Raw genomic sequence first — 18,282 nt, forward strand, 5'->3', positions numbered from 1 at the left:
CGGAGCGTCCCCATGCCAAAGCAGAACAGCACCCCTGTCGCCGTCGACACAACTACCGAGACATTAAGCAAGGCCACGCTGCTGGATCAGATTATGGCGGAAACCAAACTGGTGCCGGCTCAAGAGGGCTATCAAGTCGCTAGGCAAGGTGTATCTGCCTTTATTGCCGAGATCCTCAAGAGCAATGATCCCGATCAACTCATCAACAAGCACCGTGTCGATCAAATGATTGCGGAACTGGATCGGGTGCTCGGCAAGCAGATGGATGCCATTCTGCACCAACCTGAGTTCCAGCAACTTGAGTCAGCCTGGCGCAGCCTCAAACTTCTTGTCGATCGAACGGACTTCCGCGAGAACATCAAGCTTGAGGTATTGCATGTCAGCAAAGAAGAATTGCTCGATGACTTCGAGAACGCTGCCGACATCACCTGCAGCGGACTGTACAAACACGTTTATACCGCAGGTTATGGGCAGTTCGGGGGTGAGCCGGTTGCTGCCATGGTTGGCAATTATAACTTCGGGCCTTCTTCCCCCGATCTCAAGCTCTTGAGTTACATGGCCTCTGTCGGTGCCATGTCCCACGCGCCCTTCCTGGCTGCACCGGCCCCTGAATTCTTCAACCTGAGCACCTTCGAAGACTTGCCCAACCTCAAGGAGATCAAGGACATCTTTGCCGGCCCCCGCCATGCCAAATGGCGGGCGTTCCGTGAAAGCGAGGATGCTCGCCACACCGCCCTGACCGGACCACGCTTCATGCTTCGCTCCGCTTACCATCATCAGGACCAGCCGTGCAGAAGCTTCAACTACGACGAGAACATCAACGGTCGGCATGATAACTACCTGTGGGGCAACTCTGCCTTCCTGTTGGCCAGTTGCATCAACGAAAGCTTTGCCCGCTACCGCTGGTGCCCGAACATCATCGGCCCACAATCGGGGGGAGCCGTCGAAGACCTGCCGGTTCATCTGTACGAATCGCTGGGCCAACTGCAGGCCAAGATTCCTACCGAAGTGCTGATCTCTGACCGCAAGGAGTTCGAGTTGGCTGAAGAGGGCTTCATCACCCTGACCATGCGCAAGGACAGCGATAACGCGGCGTTCTTCTCTGCCAATTCGGTGCAGAAACCTAAGAACTTTCCCAAGACCCCCGAAGGCTTGCAGGCTCAGACCAACTACAAGCTCGGCACCCAGTTGCCCTATCTGTTCATCGTCAACCGCCTGGCTCACTACATCAAAGTGCTACAGCGCGAACAGATCGGCAGCTGGAAGGAACGACGCGACCTTGAATCCGAGCTCAACAAATGGATCAAGCAATACGTCGCCGACCAGGAAAACCCCTCGGCCGATGTTCGCAGCCGTCGCCCGCTGCGTGCTGCCAGGGTTGAAGTCTCTGACGTTGCCGGCGATCCGGGCTGGTACCAGGTCTCGCTCTCCGTTCGCCCGCATTTCAAATACATGGGCGCGAACTTCGAGATCTCACTGGTTGGGCGGCTCGACACGCAATGACCGGTTTTTTTGATCGTTTGATGGCGGATCAGTCCCTCTGCCGGCAAACATCCCGGCAGGAGAGTACTTCGCAAAAATTCGCCGCCATCAAACGCCACCTCGAAACCCTGCTCAACGCTCGCCAGGGGTGCTCCCAGAGCAGCCCTGAGCTGGGCCTGCGCGACTTCAACGGGCATGACGTAAGCAGCGGCGAGTTGCTCGCACAAGTGAGTGCGGATATCCGCCGCACCCTCCAGCGCTTTGAGCCACGCATCAAGGTACGCGCACTTAAGGCAGTGCCCGATTGTCACGCTCCGCTTGAGTTGCATTTCAGGCTGGACTGCCATGTGCAGGTCAACAACCAGACGGAACAGTTGCAATTGGAGTTGTTGGTCAACGGGCACAACCGACACACCCGAGTAAGGTGAACCATGTCATTGAAGGACCGATTCAGCGAAGAGCTGCGCTACTTGCGTGAGCTGGGAAATGACTTCGCCAAGGATAATCCACAGCTTGCCCGGTTTCTTGGAAGCAGTGGTAGCGACCCCGATGTCGAGCGGCTGATGGAGGGCTTTGCGTTCCTGACGGCCAAGCTGCGGCTCAAGCTGGAAGATGACCTGCCGGAACTGACGCACCCCATGCTGCAGTTGCTGTGGCCGAACTACCTGCGGCCGCTGCCAAGCGCGACGATTATCCAGTTCACGCCACGCAAGCAGTCGCTGAGCCAATCGCAGAGTATCCCAAAGGGCTCGCGTCTCTTTTCCAAGCTTGTAGACGGTATCGCCTGCGAGTACCGCACTTGCACGGAAGTGAAGGTGCACCCTTTTGCAATATGCAGTGTGGGCTCCACACAGACACTGGACAACTCGATTGTACGCATCGACCTCGAAACGTTGGTCGAGCGCCCACTGAATACCTTGGGCTGTACACGGCTGGACTTTCACCTGGGTGGGGACGATCTCGCTGCGCGCACGCTGTACCTGTGGCTCTCGCAATACCTCAAGCATGTCAGCGTGACCATCAATGATGAGGTTCGCCGACTACCCGCCAGCTGTATCGCATTTCCCGGATTTAGCCCTGAAGAGGCCTTGCTGCCCTATCCGCAGAATGTCTTCGATGGCTATCGGATCCTGCAGGAATACTTCGTCTTCCCTCAGCGGTTCCATTTCTTCAGCATCACCGATCTGCAAAAACTATGGCCGGCACAACACAGCTCGCAGGTAGTCATCGAATTCCAGTTCTCACGTCCGTTGCCGGAAACGCTGCGTCTTGGAAAGAGTGACTTCAACCTGTTCTGTAGCCCCGCGGTCAACTTGTTCAAGCACAGTGCCGAGCCCATTGACCTGTCCTGTAATGCCGCCCATGTGCAGCTGAAACCTAAAGGCACAGAACAACACGCTTACGAGATTTTCAGTGTCGATCAGGTCATCAGCACCCGAACGACGTCCGATGGCAGTACCCGTGAGCACTTACGGACCTTTCGTCCTTTCGACTCATTTGCACATGAAATCGAACATGTTCAAGGGCGCACGGCCTTGTACTACCGCTACCAGCTCGAAGACTCCCTGCGTGGCGATGGCGTCACCCACAGCATCGCTTTCGTCCGCGCCGATGCCAGCCACTACATCGGCGAGCTGGAAACGGCGTCCATTGACCTGACCTGCACCAACAGAGATTTGCCACAGGCGCTGGGTGTCGATGACATCAACGTTATAACCGAGTTTACGCCGCCTCTGGCGACCTACTCCAACATCCGTCCCCCCACCCGTGCCTATCGGCCGGTGCTGGACGGCGAATTGCAGTGGGCCTTGATCTCAAACATGTCGCTCAACTACCTGTCGCTGCTCTCGGCCGACCCGCTGAAAGAGATCATCCGCGCTTACGACTTCGCGGCCCTGCACGACATCCAGCAAACACGCACCACCCGCAAGCGCCTCGACGGCATCCGCGAGATCCACACAGAACCCATGGATTGGCTGATCAAAGGGCAACCCATTCGCGGCCTGCGCAGCCGCCTGAAATTGGATCAGGCCGCCTTTCTTTGCGAGGGCGACTTGTACCTCTTCAGCTGTGTGCTGGCGCACTTCTTTGCCCTGTACGCCAGCATCAATTCCTTCCATCAACTGGAAGTGATCAATATCACCAACAACGAGCACTACACATGGCCAATCCAGACCGGCAAACAACCGCTGATCTAGCCGACAAGCTGCTCGCCGACGCGCACCGCTACAACTACTTCCAGTTGCTGGAGCGCTTGCATGGCTTGCACGGAGATGACCTGGAGCCCCGTTGGCCAAACGAGGCCACCCGGCGGCGCGTGCGGCTGGCCTGCGACCCGCGGCTGACCTTTCCGGTCTCGGATGTCTACAAAGCCGAGCGTATGCCCGATGAGGAGCAACGCTACCGTGTCTGCACCACCTTCATGGGCTTGCACGGCACAGATTCGCCTTTGCCCACCTATTACCTGGAACAGGTGGCCTATGAGCATGCACAGGGTATCGGCGTGCGTCCGGCCTTTTTCGACTTCTTCAACCACTACCTGTTGAGCCTGTTGCATCGCGGTTGGCGCAAGTACCGCTACTACATCCGTTTTCAGCCAGGCGCCAAAGATGGATTCTCACAGTACGTCTTTGCCCTGCTCGGGCTGAATGACAAACAGCTGCGAGGTGACACGGCATTGCCCTGGAGCCGGCTGCTCAGCTTTGCTGGCGTGATCGCCAGCCGCAGCCGCGCGCCCGGCACCGTCGCCGGCATCATTGGCCATTGCTTCGACCTGAAGCATGTGCAAATCCGCGAATTTGAAACGCGCTCGGTGCCCACCACAGGTAGGCAGCTTGTCAGCCTTGGGCGTAGCAATGGCCAGTTAGGGAGTACGTTCACCGTCGGTGGCCGTTCGCGCACCCGCAGCAGCAAATTCACCATCGTCATCAGCGAGCTCGATCAAACGCAACTGCGCCAGTTGCTGCCCAGCGGCGTCAACTTTGACCGGTTACGCGCATTGATCGATTTCCTCTTGCGGGACGGCATGGCCTACGACTTGGAATTGCGCCTCAAGCAGTACGCGCTGTCACCGTTCTGCCTGCACCGCAGTCAGGGCGCCTACTTGGGTTGGACCAGTTTCATCGATGACCGACATGGCGAAATCAGCCCTGTCGTTCGTTTCCGGGGGCGCTCATGAGCACGTTGATGATGAGCATCACCAACCTCGACCAGTTACAGCCTAACGTCATCGTTCGACACACGTTCGATTGCAAAGGCGGCACCATCGGCAGTGAAGGTGCGAGTTGGCTGATGAATGATCGAAATCACAGCGTTGCGTCGATCCACTGCGAGATTCGCTGGATCGAAGACAGCTTCTGCGTGATCGACCGCTGCGCACGCACCTATCTAAACGACAGCATCAACAGCCTCGGGGCACGTTCGCCCCGGCGTCTGCTTGAAGGCGATCAGATCCGCATTGGCGCTTACCGGTTGCTGGTTCAGCACTCGCAAGAGCATGCCAACGCGCGCTCGCTGGAAGATTTGCTCAGCACTGATGCGAGCGTACTTGATCGCCTGATCGCCGACCCGCCCGCCAACGGTGGTCGCAGCAGCACAACCACCCAAGCCATCACCGAGATTTGCTCGGCCTTTGAAACGCACAAGGGCAATGACCCTTTGCTAGCACTGAACGCCGTGGGAGATACAAGCGCGTCACAAGAAGACCCACTGCAACGCTTGATTGCAGGAGGACGCCCATGACGCGCCATCTGTTCACAGCCGCCCTGCTGACCGCGCTGATAGGGCTTTCAGGTTGCACCTACCTGAGCAGAGTGAGCCAAGTGGCCATGGACCCCTCGTTGCCCATTGGGTCACCCAAAGATCATCCGACCCAGGTTGCGTTCAGCATCAATGCCAGCCCTACCCTCAATGGCAACCCGAACAGCCTCGACATTTCGGCCGATCATGAAAACGCTCTGGAGCCAAGCCCCTACGCGGTCAGCCTGAGTGCCGGCGACCCTCACGCATTGACAGAAAAAGTCGGAAGCCTGTTCGCGTTCCTGCAAGAGCAATTTCCAGCGATGTCCCCTGTCGTGATCATCGAAGACGACGAAGATCAGCTGCAACGCTCTTCCCTGGAAGAAAGCACACCTGGCAGCTACGACGACCCAACGGTAGTGCTGACCTTACCGCGCACCCCAACCGTGACCACAGAGCCTGTCGCTACTCCCATCGCCATCAAGATCCTGCAACTGCGCGACGACTCACTGCTGCGCAACAGCGTGTATCAACTGCTGGATGAGGACCCAGCCAAGGTCCTGCGCAGCACCTACATCCGCGATGACGATTACCAGATGCGCCCCGGCCAGTTCAAGTTCATCCCCTTCGTGCCCATCGACCCCGAGACCCGCTTCGTCGCGGTGATCGGCGATTACCGAAACCAGGAGAACGCCACCTGGCAGCAAGTGCTGCGCATTCCCCCGCGTGGGCGCCAGATCATTCTTTCGGTGCTGGTCAACGACAGGCAGATCCTGCTCAAGGAGGAAGACTGATGGGGCGTCCACAGCGCTTGTCCTTTTCGCTTACTCACGCTGACACGGAGCGCTCATGAGTTCACGTAATCCCGTCCTGTGGCCTGAAGGCCTGTTCGTCAAACCACAGCATTTCCAACAGGCGGCCCGGGCGAGCGAAGCGGCCCTGCATCAGCGCCTCGGCAGCCTTAACGCAGCCTTCTACGGCTTCAGCGAACTTCAGTTGAGCGACGAGTACCTGAGCCTGGGCAAGATCGCCATCACCCGCGCGCGAGGCATCATGCCCGACGGCACGGTGTTCGATATTCCTGCAGACCTACCGCCACCGCCGCCGCTGGAAATCGACGATGACGGCTCGAATGACAGCGAAGTTTACCTGTGCCTACCGCTGCGCACCGAGGGCGGCCGCGAGGTGAGCTGGCCCGACAATACTGCCAACTTCCGCTACATCGCCCAAGCGCACGAGATCAAGGATACCCACACCGCCGACGGTGACTTGGTCCAGGTCGACCTTGCCGTACCCAACTTGCAGCTCAAGCGCAAGGCAGAAGACAGCAGCGCCTTCACCCGCCTGGCACTGGCACGCATTATGGAGCGGCGCCCCGATGGTAGCCTGCAACTGGATGAGGCCTTCTACCCCACCAGCGTTTCGGTGCGGGCGGTACCGGCGCTGCAGCGGTTTCTTGAAGAAATCACCAATACCCTGCGCGAACGGGCACGCAACCTCGCCGCCCGCATTGGCGGCGCTGGCCAGTCGGGTATCGCCGACATTCGCGACTTCAACCTGCTGCAAGCCATGAACCGCTGGTGGCCCTGCTTTCAGCACTTGGCCAGACAGGCGCAGACGCACCCTGAGCAGCTCTACCTGTGCATGAGCCAGGCCTGTGGCGAGTTCGTGACCTTTACCGACGAAAGCAGGCTGCCGCAGGAATACCCCGCGTATCACCACGCGGCGCTGCGCACCTCCTTCAAGCCGTTGGAAGACACCCTGCGCCGCTGCCTCAGCACCGTCCTGCAACCGCGCGCAGTATCGCTTCCGCTCGAAGCGCTGGATTACGGCGTAATGACGACCACCTTGGAAGATCGCCGGCTAATCGACGAAGCCGACTTCATACTCGCCGTGCGGGCTAACGTGCCGCCACAGGTGTTGCGACAGATGTTCGTGCAGAAAGCCAAGGTCACGTCACTGGAGTCCCTCAATGATCTGGTGCCCTTGCAACTGCCAGGTATCCCCTTGAACCCATTGCCGGTAGCACCTCGCGACCTGCCCTTCCATGCAGGTTTCAGCTATTTCGAACTGGACCGACGTGACCCTGCGTGGGCGTGCATGAAAACAGCCAATGGCTTCGGAATTCATATTGCGGGGGACTTCCCTGGGCTAGAGCTGCAGTTCTGGGCGATCAGGGAAGAACAGAAATGACAAGGCATTTCAGCAATGAGGACGATGTCTGCCAGCGCTTAGTGGCGTCGATTCAGGAAGCCAACAAAGAAAGGGATGAGTCGCCAGGGTATGCAGCAGACCCAGACTTTCAACTGCGCGGTGGCTACGCAAACCTGATGCTGGATGCCGCTGCGCCTCTGTTCGGCCTGGTGATACGTCTGCGCACACTGGATGCCTTGCCCAATATCAAGGATGTGCACCAGCAGGTGCGCAATCAGATCGAAAACATTCGCGAGGAGATGCGCCAGCACGGCTACGAACCCGCTCAGTTGCTCGCGTATTCATACGGTCTTTGCCTTTTCATCGATGAAGCCGTCATGGAAAGGCCCTGGGGCAAGAACAGTTGCTGGAGCCATGAACCCCTGCTCAGTATCTTTCACGATGAAACCTGGGGAGGAGAAAAGTTCTTCACCGTGCTCTCCCGCCTTATGCAGGAACCCAAGTGTTATCAGGAAGTACTGGAGTTCATGTACTTCGCCCTGTGCCTCGGCTTGAAGGGCAAGTACGCCATCGCGCCGAAAGGTGAAGAGTCCCTCAACGCATTGATACATCAACTCCACGGGATCATTCGCGAGCTGCGCGGCCCGACACCAGAGACCGTCTGCGATCCGTACACCAACGTCGCCCCGCGCAACTTCCGCATGAATCGGCAATGGCCTTGGTGGAGCCCGCTGGCACTCTCCGCCCTCGCCATGGCGGTGGCCTACGGCATCTACAGCTACCGACTGCACCTGATTACCACCGAGGTGCTGGAGTCGCTAAACGGCATTTTGCAGCAGTAGTGAACCGGTACTCGGCTCAACGAAATTCAAAAAATTAGCGAGGCGTTTGCTTCGTTGACAAGCCCATCGTTCCCGATGGCCACGCCACCCTGAGTGCGCGTGTTTATCCACATGGACGCAGGAGAGACTGCCATGCCAACACCCGCTTACGTCACAATCACTGGTGAAACTCAAGGCGATATCACCGCTGGCGCATTCACCGCTGACTCCGTCGGCAATGTTTACCAGGTAGGCCATGAAGATGAAATCTTGGTTCAGGAAATCAAGCATGAGGTGATCACGCCCACTGACCCACAGAGCGGCCAACCCAGCGGTCCGCGCGTACACAAGCCGCTCACATTCTCCAGTTCGCTAAATAAGGCCTCGCCTCTGATGTATCAAGCACTGGCTAATGGCGAAATGCTAACTATCGTCGAGTTCAAATGGTACCGCACCTCAATAGAAGGCAAACAAGAGCATTTTTTCACAACCAAGCTTTTTGACGCGACCATCGTCAGAATCAATACCGTTTTACCCCACGCTCAGGATAAGAAAAACGAAAACTATACGCAGCTGATCGAGGTTTCGCTGGCCTATCGGATGATCATCTGGGAGCACCGTATAGCCGGTACCATGGGCTCTGATGACTGGCGCGCGCCAAACGTCTGATAGTTACGAATGCTCCGGGCGGTTTACCCGCCCGGACTTTGTGTCACCTCAGACGGCGGACAAGGATTGCTTATGCCTAGCCAATCTGACTTGCGTTACAGCTTCCAGCCACTGGTTGGAGAAGCTGAATTCGAAGTGGTTTCGTTCGAACTTCGAGAAGGGATAAGCAAGCCCTTCGAGTTGGAGCTGAAATTGATCAGTTTCGAAAGCGACATAGACTTCGGCCATTTGCTCGACAAACCCGTCCTCTTCTCCATCTGGGAAGCGGGACGCCCAGTACGCTATGTACACGGTCTGGTGAGCAGTTTCAGCCAGGCTGAAAGTGGCTTCTACCGCACCTACTATCACGCGTTGGTCGAGCCGCAACTGGCCCGTGCCAGTCTTCGCTCGAACTGGCGCATCTTCCAGCAAAAGACTGTCCCGCAGATTCTTGAGCTTATGCTCCAGCGCCAGGGCATCAATCAGTACGAACTGCGCGCCAGCATGGACCATCAGGTTCGCGAATTCTGCGTTCAGGCCGGTGAGACGGACCTGGCATTCATCGCCCGTATTGCTGCGGAAGAGGGCTTCGTCTACCGCTTCGCACACAGTGAAAAGCTGCACAAGCTGATTATCACCGATCGCCTGCAGTCCCTTGGTTTGATCAGCCATGGCGCCATCAAAACCGAGGATGAAGACGAGCCTGTAAACCCCAACATCGTCTTGTACCACGCCAACAGCGGTGGCGATCAAGCCATACCCTGCCTTCGTCGCTTGCGCTACAGCGAGCAGGTGCGCACCGCTCGCCAGGTTCAGCGCGACCACACCTTTACCAACCCAGCCTACCGCCAGGAACACAGAGCTGCAGGGCCCTTCCTGGAGCATCAGTCCAAGGAGTACGAATACTTTGATTACCCGGGCCGTTATAAACGCGATGCCGTGGGCAAGCCGTTCACCGAAAACCGCATCAGCGCGCTACGTCATGATGTCCGTATTGCAGAAGTTGTGGGTGACGATGTTCGCTTGCAACCGGGCCTGAGCTTCACCCTGACAGGTCACCCGCGTGATGACCTCAATGCCCATTGGCGGGTGAACACAGTTACCCATAAAGGCAGCCAGTTCACCAGCCTGCAGGAAGAAGCCGCCGGCGCCGACGTAAGCACGCGCTACGAGCAGACCGCCGTGCTGGTCCCCGGCCGGACCGAATGGCGCCCTGCTCCATTGGAAAGACCGCGAGTCGACGGCCCGCACATGGCTACCGTGGTCGGCCCGAAGGGAGAAGAGATCTATTGCGATGAGTGGGGCCGGGTCAAGGTCAGCTTCCCCTGGGACCGCGAAAGCCAAAACAACGAGTTCAGCTCCTGCTGGGTACGTGTATCACAAGGCTGGGCCGGTGGTAGCTGGGGCTCGATGGCCATCCCGCGCATCGGCCAGGACGTGATCATCCAGTACGTCAATGGCGACCCCGATCAGCCGATGATCACTGGGCGCACCTACTGTGGCGATCAGTTGCCACCGTACGACCTGCCCAATCACAAAACCCGCATGACCATCAAGAGCCAGACCCACAAAGGTGCTGGCTTCAATGAGTTGCGTTTCGAAGATGAGCTGGGCCGGCAAGAGGTGTTCATCCATGCCGAGAAGGACCAGAACAACGTCGTCAAGCACAACGAAACCACCTTCGTCGGCAAAGACCGCAGCGAACGGGTTGACCACAACGAGAAGATCTCCATCGGCGACCACCGTACCGAAGACGTTGGCAAGGACGAAACCATCAGCATTGGCGCCAACCGCAGCGTGACCATCGGTGCCAACAAGACCGAAACCATCAAGCTCGCCAAGGCAGAAACCATCGGTTTGGCCAAGGCCCTGACCATCGGTGCGGGCTACCAGGTGAGTGTGGGGGCGGCCATGAATACAACGGTTGGGCTCAGCCAGAGCGAACAGGTGGGGATTCATAAGTCGATGGTAGTCGGAAACAAGTTCAGCATCACCGCAGGTGACGAACTGTGCATCACGGTTGGCAAGGCCACTCTGGTCATGAAGTCCGATGGGACTGTGCTGATCAACGGTAGCAACTTCGACTTCAGTGCCACAGGGCCTGTGCAAATCAGCGGCAAGGATGTCGATCTCAACTGAAGGGGTAACCCAAGATGGAATTTCGCAACCTGACGCCATTTGACGTCATGTGCTTCAGCGCGCTCGCGCCTGACGGTCGGGAACATCCTGTCATCGCCATGAAGGTCGGATATCGACTCGAACCGATTGAGGGCTGTCCTGGCCGATTCCGGGCTGTCGTCATCGATGATGAACCACTGCCGCTGTGCATGGCTGATACTTACTATGCAGAGACCGGCAGCAGCTCCGCACTCGAAGAGAGCGACCTGGCGCCATTCAAGCCACGCTGCGATGTCATTGTCGTCGGCCATTCGTATGCGCCGAAAGGGCAACCTGCAAATTCGTGGAAAGCGGGTATACGTGTTACATCCACCCGCCCCAGGCAAGTACTTCCTGATCCGCCAGCCCCGAAGCGGGCTCCAAATGTTTACCTTACAGCCGATGAATTACAGGCGCACCAGGCAAGAATACTAGAGGTTCGACAACGCAACAGAGAGCAACTCACACCACGCGTGCTGTTGGACAAGACCCTGCGCTTTACCGGTCCACGCGAGTTTCATCGCAACTTCTTCGGCTGGCATCTCACCGACCCAGAGCTTGCCACGCGCGTTCCTCTGCGTTGGGAATATGCTTTTGGAGGCGCCAGCCAGTTCGCCAATCCCGAATATGGGCATAACCCCGATGCCCCTGAGTTCCTGCTCAATGAAGTCTCCTTCAGTAATCCGCTGGGCTGTGGCTGGCTGGAGCATCGCCATGAAAAGCTGCACTACGAGCAGACCGGCGAAAAGCTCGCCAGCCTGCCGGCGCCTCAGATCGAGCATTTAGACGCCCCCATCGAGCGCATGCTGCGCTCGCGGCATCCAGCTGGCCCGCTAAATGCCGCTGCCATGGCTGAGGTGGCGACCTCCTACGGATGCAGGCCGGCCGGCTTCGGCATTGTTGGCCGCGCTTGGGCACCGCGCTTGGCACTTGCTGGCACCTATGACGAAAGCTGGGAGGACAACCACTGGCCGGGATTGCCACAGGACTTCGATTTTGGCTATTGGAACGGAGCGCCAGTTGACCAGCAGGTAGCTTTTCCTACACCAGATGCACGCGTTTCCCTGTTCAACCTGATTGATCCATCCCTGAGCCAGGATGGGCACTGTGAAGTCCAGCTTCCAGGCCACCGCCCCTTCGTACTCATGCGCATGACCAACGGCGTAATGCTGCCGCTGCCGATGCTCACCGACACACTGCGCATCGACACCGATGCCATGACCCTGTCGATGACGCACCGCATTAGCCTGCCCAATTCGCTTGATATTCGCGTGCTCGAAGCGCGTTTCGAAACCAATCCCAACGCTCCCATCATTCGGCGCGCCCCACGCCGCAGCGGGGAGCACGTCTGATATGGCCGATAACGTAATGGCTCGGCAACAGACGAAATGGACGGTCATCAGCATTGCGCCCGACGTATGCAAAACACCGATGGGCAGCAGCGTTCCACCAGTGCCCTATCCCGTCACAGCCGAGCTGGATACCAGCACGGGTGTAGCAAAGAGCGTTCGCGCCAATGGACATCCGGTAGTTGTGTACAAGCGCAGTTTCACACCCAAGACCATCGGTGACGCTGCTGGCCAGGCCAAAGGCGTCAAGAGCAGTACCGTCGAAGGCAAATGCCACCCGTTGGAGCACAGCAGTTCCGTGCGTGCGGAAGGGCGTCATCTTGTTCGCCACGGCGACCTGTTCTGGATGAATGGGAGCTGATGCCATGAGCGAGCAGCCCATTCAACTGGACACACTAGTCGTCCAGGTACGCGAAGTGCGGCTGCGTAAGCTATCCGGCGGGCCAGACAAGATGTTCGTGCAGACCGACGGCGCAGGCAAAGTGCTGGTCGACTTCGCCGATGGCGCCCAAGAGTGGGGCAAATCCCTGGAGCTGGATGAAACGCAGTATGAGGCCCTGCGTCAGGAAGCGTTCCGCAGGGAACTGGCTGAATTGGAGGACATACCGACCTACACTCAACTCTACCCTTCGTCGCGCAGCGGTGACGCTGATACCAGGCCCAATGGCAATACGCTGGGTCGGGTGAACGGTGAAACACCTGCTTCCGGTAAAGCCGCCAATGACGCCAATGCCGAAGTCGAAAGCGAAACACCGGCAGAAGGCGTTACGGGCGATGAGATTCTCGATGGTGTTCAGCTGGGGCTGGATATCGTTGGCCTGATTCCGGTGGTGGGCGAGATCGCTGACATCGCCAACGCGGGCATTAGCCTTGCGCGGGGGGACTATACAGGCGCGGCCCTGTCATTGGTTTCGGCTATTCCCTTTGTGGGGTACTTAGGTACAGCAGGCAAAATAGGAAGGCATGGCACCAAAGCAGTGGTGGAGGGCTCCGTCAAGACTTCAAAGGAAGTAGTTGAGCGAACGGCGAGAGAAGCAGCACAGAAGCGAGCGAAAGAGACAACTGCCCGTAAACGGACCTCAGGCGGAAAGGTAAGGCCGAAGAGGCTGCAGAAGAAAAAACCAGAGTGCTTTGACCCTCGGCAGTCCGAGGCCTACAAGAAAATGAGTGAGACAGACAAGAAGAAGTACCTCAAAGAGTATGCTCGCCAGCTCAAGCGACACGAGGATGCAATCAACAACATGTCGGCCAAGGAGTTCTCCCGCGCAAGGGGAATGTTCAACGAAACCAAGCGAAAAACTGGAGATTCCGGTCGAAATCCGCTGGCAGACAAAGCGCAACGCGATTACCGGCGCGACCGGCGCAAGGAAATCGAAAAAAGCATATATGAAAGCAAAAGAACTAAGAATATAGATCCTAAATCAGCGAAAGCCGAGGCCAAATTAGAGAGCGGTCTGATTATGGAAAAGCTGGCTGCGCTGCACGAGCCTGATATGATTGCGGGAGGCTGGGCCAAACCCGATCCAACAGGATTAGGAGACAAACGTATAAACAGCGCTATTGGTGGAAACTGGGGACACAAGGGAAGAATAGAGACGATCGAACGCGCAGCGACAAGAGCCATGGAGCGCGGCGAAGGCACAGACATGATGAATGTAGAGCTAACCATCTGCCCACCAGGTAAGAAAGGGAAATAATAAATGCGAGATCTAGACTTTTCTGAGTTCATCGAGTGCTTTGGAGAAGCTACTCAACGGATCCGAGTTCCAGAAAGCAGCTTTGCAAAATGGGAAAGCATTCTCCCTCCCGTATTAATTCAGTACTGGAAAAATGAAGGATGGGCAGCCTATGCAAACGGACTTCTCTGGACCGTTAACCCCGACGATTACGAACACATTAAAGATGCCTGGCTCAAGGAAACACCATTAGAATGCCTTGATAGATTTCACGTCATAGCCAGAAGCGCGTTCGGAAACCTTTACTTGTGCGGCGAGAAAACCGGCCATAGCGCATCAATTATCTGCAACCACAATGAAATACTTGCATTAAATAACCGCCTAAAGCCCAAAGAATTAACCACTCAAAACATTACGATCCAATCGCTATTTGGCACCAGTGAGCCTGATGATTACGACAACTCCGACTCAAATGGCAAGCCTTTATTTAAGCGCGCCTTGAAAAAGTACGGCCCACTCGCCCCAGATGAAATGTACGGTTTCGAGCCTGCTCTTGTGGCCGGAGGAAAACCTACTCTGGAGAGTCTTTGTAAACTAAAGCTCGATCCGCACCTGCTAATCCTGCGCAATTTCGACACGCCGAAACTCCCCTTCTCTAGCACAGACCTAACAAAACTTATGAAATAGTGGCTCCCCTACCCGGGCCGTTATAAACGCGATGCCGTGGGCAAGCCGTTCACCGAAAACCGCATCACCGCGCTTCGCCATGATGTACGCACTGCCGAAGTCCAAGGTGACGATGTTCGCCTGCAACCGGGCCTGAGCTTCACCCTGACTGGCCACCCGCGTGACGATCTCAATGAGCATTGGCGGGTGAACACGGTTACCCACAAAGGCAGCCAGTTCACCAGCCTGCAGGAAGAGGCCGCCAAGGGCTGCGCTTGCTACAGGAAGTACAGCGTGGCATGCCCAGCCTCTACGTCTATGCCAGCCCGGGCAGCTAAGAACCGCTGGCCCGAATCGACGGGAGGCCGGGCCAGGAAGACATTCACTATTTCCACACCAACCTGGCCGGTCTGCCCGAGCAGTTGACGGATGAACAGGGGCATACGCTGTGGCGCAGTGATTATCGCGGTTGGGGGAACACAAGGGACGAGTGGCACAGTCCACGACAAGAGCGCGAGCAGAACTTGCGGTATCAGGGGCAGTACCTTGACCGGGAGATAGGCCTACACTACAACACGTTTAGGTTTTATGATCCAGAAGTTGGCTGTTTTACAACATGTGATCCGATAGGACTTAACGGGATCATTAGCCTATACACCTACGCTTCAAATCCGACAGTATGGATTGATCCTCTCGGCCTAGCACCTAAAGCATCGGTAACAATCGGAGGCAGCGCTTCTCGTATGACGCCGAGCACCGGCTGGTGTGACCCGATCCGGGGATGTCGAACGCATTGTGTTCGGCTATGACCCGCTGGGGCGAAGGATCAGCAAGGCCGTGTACAAGCCACATGTAGTGCCCCGGGACGGCGTTACGGCCCGCTACCATAGTCCGGCGCCCGAGCAAGCCAGCACCTACAAGCACAGGACAAACCCCACAGCGCGCGACCCAAACGCCAAATCCCAGGCACAAAAAAAGAGGCCCTAAGGCCTCTTCTTTGTGATCCCAGCGACGCACTGAGGATCGAATTTGGAGCGGGAAACGAGACTCGAACTCGCGACCCCGACCTTGGCAAGGTCGTGCTCTACCAACTGAGCTATTCCCGCGTCGTGATGGGTGCCATTCTAGCGATATCTAAAACGGCGTCAACCCCTTGATTCAAAAAAGTTTTATTTTTGTTCCGAGCCTTCGCGCAGGTGGGGCCAGGCGGCCAGCAGGTAATGCGCCATCGACCACAACGTCAACCCTGCCGCTACCAGCAGCAGGCCGTAACCCAGAATCACCCACATCGTCACCGCAGGTGGGTTGCCCAGCAGAATGACCAGCGCCAGCATCTGCGCCGCGGTCTTCCACTTGCCGAGGTTGGACACCGCCACGTGCGCCCTCGCCCCCAGTTCGGCCATCCACTCGCGCAGCGCCGAAACGACGATCTCGCGGCCGATGATCACCGCTGCGGGCAAGGTCAGCCAGAAGTTGGCGTGTACCTGCACCAGCAGCACCAGCGCCACGGCGACCATCAGTTTGTCTGCCACTGGGTCCAGGAAGGCACCGAACGGCGTGCTCTGCTGCAGGCGACGCGCCAGGTAGCCGTCCAGCCAGTCGGTGGCGGCGGCAACGGCGAACACACTGCTGGCGGCCATATAGCTCCAGTGATAGGGCATATAGAACAGCAGGATGAAGATCGGGATGAGCAGGACGCGTAGAACGGTGAGCAGGTTTGGAATATTCATCGGTACGACTGGCTGCGGGTTGAGCCCGGCATTCTACTCGCTATGCAGGCTGGCATAAATCGACTCGGCAAGCTTTTTACTGATGCCGGGGGCTTTGGCGATCTCATCGATACTGGCGCGGTTGAGCTCTTGCAGGCCGCCGAAGTGTTTCAGCAGGTCGCGCCGGCGCTTGGGGCCGACCCCGGCCACGTCTTCCAGGCTGGACACGCGACGGGCCTTGCCACGGCGCGCGCGGTGGCCGGTGATGGCGAAGCGGTGGGCTTCGTCGCGGATCTGCTGGATAAGGTGCAGCGCCGGTGAGTCGCCCTTGAGAGTGAACTCGTGGTGCACGTCATTGAGGTACAGGGTTTCGAAACCGGCCTTGCGGGTTACGCCTTTGGCCACGCCGAGCAGGGTCAGGTCGGTGAAGGCCAGCTCCTGCATCACGTCGCGGGCCATGTTCAACTGGCCTTTGCCGCCGTCCACCAGCAAGACGTCGGGCAACTTGCCCTCGCCGTCCTTGATGCGCCCGTAGCGGCGGGTCAGGGCCTGGTGCATGGCGGCGTAGTCGTCACCGGCGGTGACGCCTTCGATGTTGAAGCGGCGGTAGTCGGACTTGATCGGGCCTTCGGGGCCGAACACTACGCAGCTGGCCACGGTGGCTTCGCCGCTGGAGTGGCTGATGTCGTAGCACTCCAGGCGTTGCGGCACTTCGTCCAGGCCCAGCACCTGGGCCAGGGCCTCGAAGCGCGCGGCCATGTGCTGGCGGTTGGCCAGGCGGGCGTTGAGGGCCTGTTCGGCGTTGGTCACGGCCAATTGCTGCCAGCGGGCCCGAGTGCCGCGCACCCGGTGGGTGATGGTCAGCTCGCGGCCGCGTAGCGTCTGCAGTGCTTCGCTGATGGCTTCGAAGTCTTCGTGCACCACATTGACGATGAGTTCGCCAGGCAGTTCACGCTCAGCGTTGCCCACGTAGTACTGGGACAGGAACGCGGCCATGACTTCAGCCACCTCCTCCTCGATACCCACCTGTGGGAAGAAGTTTTTGCTGCCCAGCACCCGCCCGCCACGCACGCTGATCAGGTGCACGCAGGCGCCACCAGGGTTGACGAAGGCCGCGATGACGTCGACGTCGCCGGTACCGCCTTCGATGTACTGCTGGTCCTGCACGCGGCGCAGCAGGGCGATCTGGTCGCGCAGTTCGGCGGCCTTCTCGAAATTGAGGGCCATGGCGGCCTTCTCCATTTCGGCATTGAGCTCGTTGCCCAACTGTTGGCTGCGGCCTTCGAGGAACATCACCGAGTGGCGGATATCGTCGGCGTACTCGTCTTTATCGACTAAGCCGACACACGGCCCTTTGCAGCGTTTGATCTGGTACTGCAAGCAGGGCCGGGTGCGGTTGGCGTAGTAGCTGTCTTCGCACTGGCGCACCGAAAAGGCCTTTTGCAACAGGCTGAGGCTTTCGCGAATGGCGCCGGCGCTGGGGTACGGGCCGAAGTATCGGCCCTTGGCTTTTTTTGCACCGCGGTGGATGCCCAGGCGCGGGAAGTCGCCGTCAGACAGGAAGACATAGGGGTAAGACTTGTCGTCGCGCAACAGGATGTTGTACGGCGGCCGCCACTCCTTGATCAGGTTCTGCTCCAGCAGCAGCGCCTCGGTCTCGTTGGCGGTGATGGTGGTCTCGACCTGGGCGATACGGCCCACCAGCGCGGCGGTCTTGGGCGCCAGGCCGGTTTTGCGGAAATAGCTGGCCAGACGCTTCTTGAGGTTTTTGGCCTTGCCCACGTAGAGCAGCCGCGCCTCGGCGTCGAACATACGGTAGACGCCCGGGCGACCGCTGCAGGTCGCCAGGAACGCGCTGGCATCAAAAGCTTGGGACATGAGG

General features: G+C 58.1%; 17 protein-coding genes, 1 tRNA gene and 1 pseudogene. 16 read left to right on the forward strand and 3 right to left on the reverse strand.

What is annotated here, in order from left to right; all coding sequences use genetic code 11:
- The first annotated feature begins 12 nt into the window (after positions 1-12).
- The 16 genes and pseudogenes from tssC to LOY53_RS26730 all read left to right on the forward strand — a co-directional run bounded on the left by tssC (position 13) and on the right by LOY53_RS26730 (position 15,500).
- Positions 13-1,503: a type VI secretion system contractile sheath large subunit gene (gene tssC, locus LOY53_RS17675; protein WP_258703084.1), complete on the forward strand. Its 1,491-nt coding sequence runs from the start codon at positions 13-15 to the stop codon at positions 1,501-1,503.
- The gene (gene tssE, locus LOY53_RS17680) at positions 1,500-1,910 is read left to right on the forward strand and encodes a type VI secretion system baseplate subunit TssE (protein ID WP_252825125.1); all 411 of its coding nucleotides are present in this window, start codon (positions 1,500-1,502) and stop codon (positions 1,908-1,910) included. The genes tssC and tssE overlap by 4 nt, the downstream gene beginning before the upstream one ends.
- Positions 1,911-1,913: 3 nt before the next feature.
- Positions 1,914-3,680: a type VI secretion system baseplate subunit TssF gene (gene tssF, locus LOY53_RS17685; protein WP_252825127.1), complete on the forward strand. Its 1,767-nt coding sequence runs from the start codon at positions 1,914-1,916 to the stop codon at positions 3,678-3,680.
- Positions 3,644-4,660, forward strand: coding sequence for a type VI secretion system baseplate subunit TssG (gene tssG, locus LOY53_RS17690; protein WP_258703085.1), 1,017 nt, complete (start codon positions 3,644-3,646; stop codon positions 4,658-4,660). The genes tssF and tssG overlap by 37 nt, the downstream gene beginning before the upstream one ends.
- The gene (locus tag LOY53_RS17695) at positions 4,657-5,223 is read left to right on the forward strand and encodes an FHA domain-containing protein (protein ID WP_252825130.1); all 567 of its coding nucleotides are present in this window, start codon (positions 4,657-4,659) and stop codon (positions 5,221-5,223) included. Before tssG ends, LOY53_RS17695 begins: the two co-directional genes overlap by 4 nt.
- A complete protein-coding gene (tssJ, locus tag LOY53_RS17700; protein ID WP_252825131.1) occupies positions 5,220-6,014 on the forward strand; it encodes a type VI secretion system lipoprotein TssJ in 795 nt (264 codons plus the stop codon). The genes LOY53_RS17695 and tssJ overlap by 4 nt, the downstream gene beginning before the upstream one ends.
- Before the next feature lie 55 nt (positions 6,015-6,069).
- Entirely contained in the window at positions 6,070-7,413 is a 1,344-nt protein-coding gene (gene tssK / locus LOY53_RS17705) for a type VI secretion system baseplate subunit TssK (protein WP_252825133.1), read from the forward strand.
- A complete protein-coding gene (gene icmH, locus LOY53_RS17710) occupies positions 7,410-8,216 on the forward strand; it encodes a type IVB secretion system protein IcmH/DotU (RefSeq protein ID WP_252825135.1) in 807 nt (268 codons plus the stop codon). Before tssK ends, icmH begins: the two co-directional genes overlap by 4 nt.
- A 132-nt stretch (positions 8,217-8,348) precedes the next feature.
- On the forward strand, positions 8,349-8,864 hold the full coding sequence (locus LOY53_RS17715) for an Hcp family type VI secretion system effector (RefSeq protein WP_252825137.1): 516 nt from the start codon (positions 8,349-8,351) through the stop codon (positions 8,862-8,864).
- 72 nt (positions 8,865-8,936) lie between these two features.
- A complete protein-coding gene (locus LOY53_RS17720) occupies positions 8,937-10,982 on the forward strand; it encodes a type VI secretion system Vgr family protein (RefSeq protein WP_258703086.1) in 2,046 nt (681 codons plus the stop codon).
- Between the two features lie 14 nt (positions 10,983-10,996).
- Positions 10,997-12,352 (forward strand): DUF2169 domain-containing protein, encoded by a 1,356-nt coding sequence (locus LOY53_RS17725; RefSeq protein WP_258703087.1) that lies wholly within the window; start codon positions 10,997-10,999, stop codon positions 12,350-12,352.
- A 1-nt stretch (position 12,353) separates the two neighbouring features.
- Positions 12,354-12,710: a DUF4150 domain-containing protein gene (locus tag LOY53_RS17730; RefSeq protein WP_252825140.1), complete on the forward strand. Its 357-nt coding sequence runs from the start codon at positions 12,354-12,356 to the stop codon at positions 12,708-12,710.
- A 4-nt stretch (positions 12,711-12,714) separates the two neighbouring features.
- Positions 12,715-14,046, forward strand: a complete 1,332-nt coding sequence (locus LOY53_RS17735; RefSeq protein ID WP_258703088.1) for a polymorphic toxin type 15 domain-containing protein — start codon at positions 12,715-12,717, stop codon at positions 14,044-14,046.
- Positions 14,047-14,049: 3 nt separating this feature from the next.
- Complete coding sequence (locus LOY53_RS17740) at positions 14,050-14,712, forward strand: GAD-like domain-containing protein (RefSeq protein WP_258703089.1); 663 nt, start codon at positions 14,050-14,052, stop codon at positions 14,710-14,712.
- A 9-nt stretch (positions 14,713-14,721) separates the two neighbouring features.
- Positions 14,722-14,955, forward strand: a pseudogene (locus LOY53_RS17745) (contractile injection system protein, VgrG/Pvc8 family); the annotation flags it as partial.
- Positions 14,956-15,113: 158 nt separating this feature from the next.
- Entirely contained in the window at positions 15,114-15,500 is a 387-nt protein-coding gene (locus LOY53_RS26730) for an RHS repeat-associated core domain-containing protein (protein ID WP_309475934.1), read from the forward strand.
- 221 nt (positions 15,501-15,721) lie between these two features.
- Here LOY53_RS26730 and LOY53_RS17755 read toward each other — a convergent pair.
- The 3 genes from LOY53_RS17755 to uvrC all read right to left on the reverse strand — a co-directional run bounded on the left by LOY53_RS17755 (position 15,722) and on the right by uvrC (position 18,278).
- Positions 15,722-15,797 (reverse strand) — tRNA-Gly (locus LOY53_RS17755).
- Positions 15,798-15,860: 63 nt separating this feature from the next.
- Positions 15,861-16,421, reverse strand: coding sequence for a CDP-diacylglycerol--glycerol-3-phosphate 3-phosphatidyltransferase (gene pgsA, locus LOY53_RS17760; RefSeq protein ID WP_027592792.1), 561 nt, complete (start codon positions 16,419-16,421; stop codon positions 15,861-15,863).
- A gap of 33 nt (positions 16,422-16,454) precedes the next feature.
- Complete coding sequence (gene uvrC / locus LOY53_RS17765) at positions 16,455-18,278, reverse strand: excinuclease ABC subunit UvrC (RefSeq protein ID WP_085272601.1); 1,824 nt, start codon at positions 18,276-18,278, stop codon at positions 16,455-16,457.
- Between the last annotated feature and the right edge of the window lie 4 nt (positions 18,279-18,282).

It is taken from the genome of Pseudomonas sp. B21-031 (assembly GCF_024748985.1).
In the GTDB taxonomy this organism is placed as follows: domain Bacteria; phylum Pseudomonadota; class Gammaproteobacteria; order Pseudomonadales; family Pseudomonadaceae; genus Aquipseudomonas; species Aquipseudomonas kermanshahensis.

Excerpts from the sequence above, each read along its gene's own strand:
- tssC (WP_258703084.1), top strand. The coding sequence starts at position 13 with ATGCCAAAGCAGAACAGCACCCCTGTCGCCGTCGACACAACTACCGAG.
- tssE (WP_252825125.1), top strand. The coding sequence starts at position 1,500 with ATGACCGGTTTTTTTGATCGTTTGATGGCGGATCAGTCCCTCTGCCGG.
- tssF (WP_252825127.1), top strand. The coding sequence starts at position 1,914 with ATGTCATTGAAGGACCGATTCAGCGAAGAGCTGCGCTACTTGCGTGAG.
- tssG (WP_258703085.1), top strand. The coding sequence starts at position 3,644 with ATGGCCAATCCAGACCGGCAAACAACCGCTGATCTAGCCGACAAGCTG.
- LOY53_RS17695 (WP_252825130.1), top strand. The coding sequence starts at position 4,657 with ATGAGCACGTTGATGATGAGCATCACCAACCTCGACCAGTTACAGCCT.
- tssJ (WP_252825131.1), top strand. The coding sequence starts at position 5,220 with ATGACGCGCCATCTGTTCACAGCCGCCCTGCTGACCGCGCTGATAGGG.
- tssK (WP_252825133.1), top strand. The coding sequence starts at position 6,070 with ATGAGTTCACGTAATCCCGTCCTGTGGCCTGAAGGCCTGTTCGTCAAA.
- icmH (WP_252825135.1), top strand. The coding sequence starts at position 7,410 with ATGACAAGGCATTTCAGCAATGAGGACGATGTCTGCCAGCGCTTAGTG.
- LOY53_RS17715 (WP_252825137.1), top strand. The coding sequence starts at position 8,349 with ATGCCAACACCCGCTTACGTCACAATCACTGGTGAAACTCAAGGCGAT.
- LOY53_RS17720 (WP_258703086.1), top strand. The coding sequence starts at position 8,937 with ATGCCTAGCCAATCTGACTTGCGTTACAGCTTCCAGCCACTGGTTGGA.
- LOY53_RS17725 (WP_258703087.1), top strand. The coding sequence starts at position 10,997 with ATGGAATTTCGCAACCTGACGCCATTTGACGTCATGTGCTTCAGCGCG.
- LOY53_RS17730 (WP_252825140.1), top strand. The coding sequence starts at position 12,354 with ATGGCCGATAACGTAATGGCTCGGCAACAGACGAAATGGACGGTCATC.
- LOY53_RS17735 (WP_258703088.1), top strand. The coding sequence starts at position 12,715 with ATGAGCGAGCAGCCCATTCAACTGGACACACTAGTCGTCCAGGTACGC.
- LOY53_RS17740 (WP_258703089.1), top strand. The coding sequence starts at position 14,050 with ATGCGAGATCTAGACTTTTCTGAGTTCATCGAGTGCTTTGGAGAAGCT.
- pgsA (WP_027592792.1), bottom strand. The coding sequence starts at position 16,421 with ATGAATATTCCAAACCTGCTCACCGTTCTACGCGTCCTGCTCATCCCG.
- uvrC (WP_085272601.1), bottom strand. The coding sequence starts at position 18,278 with ATGTCCCAAGCTTTTGATGCCAGCGCGTTCCTGGCGACCTGCAGCGGT.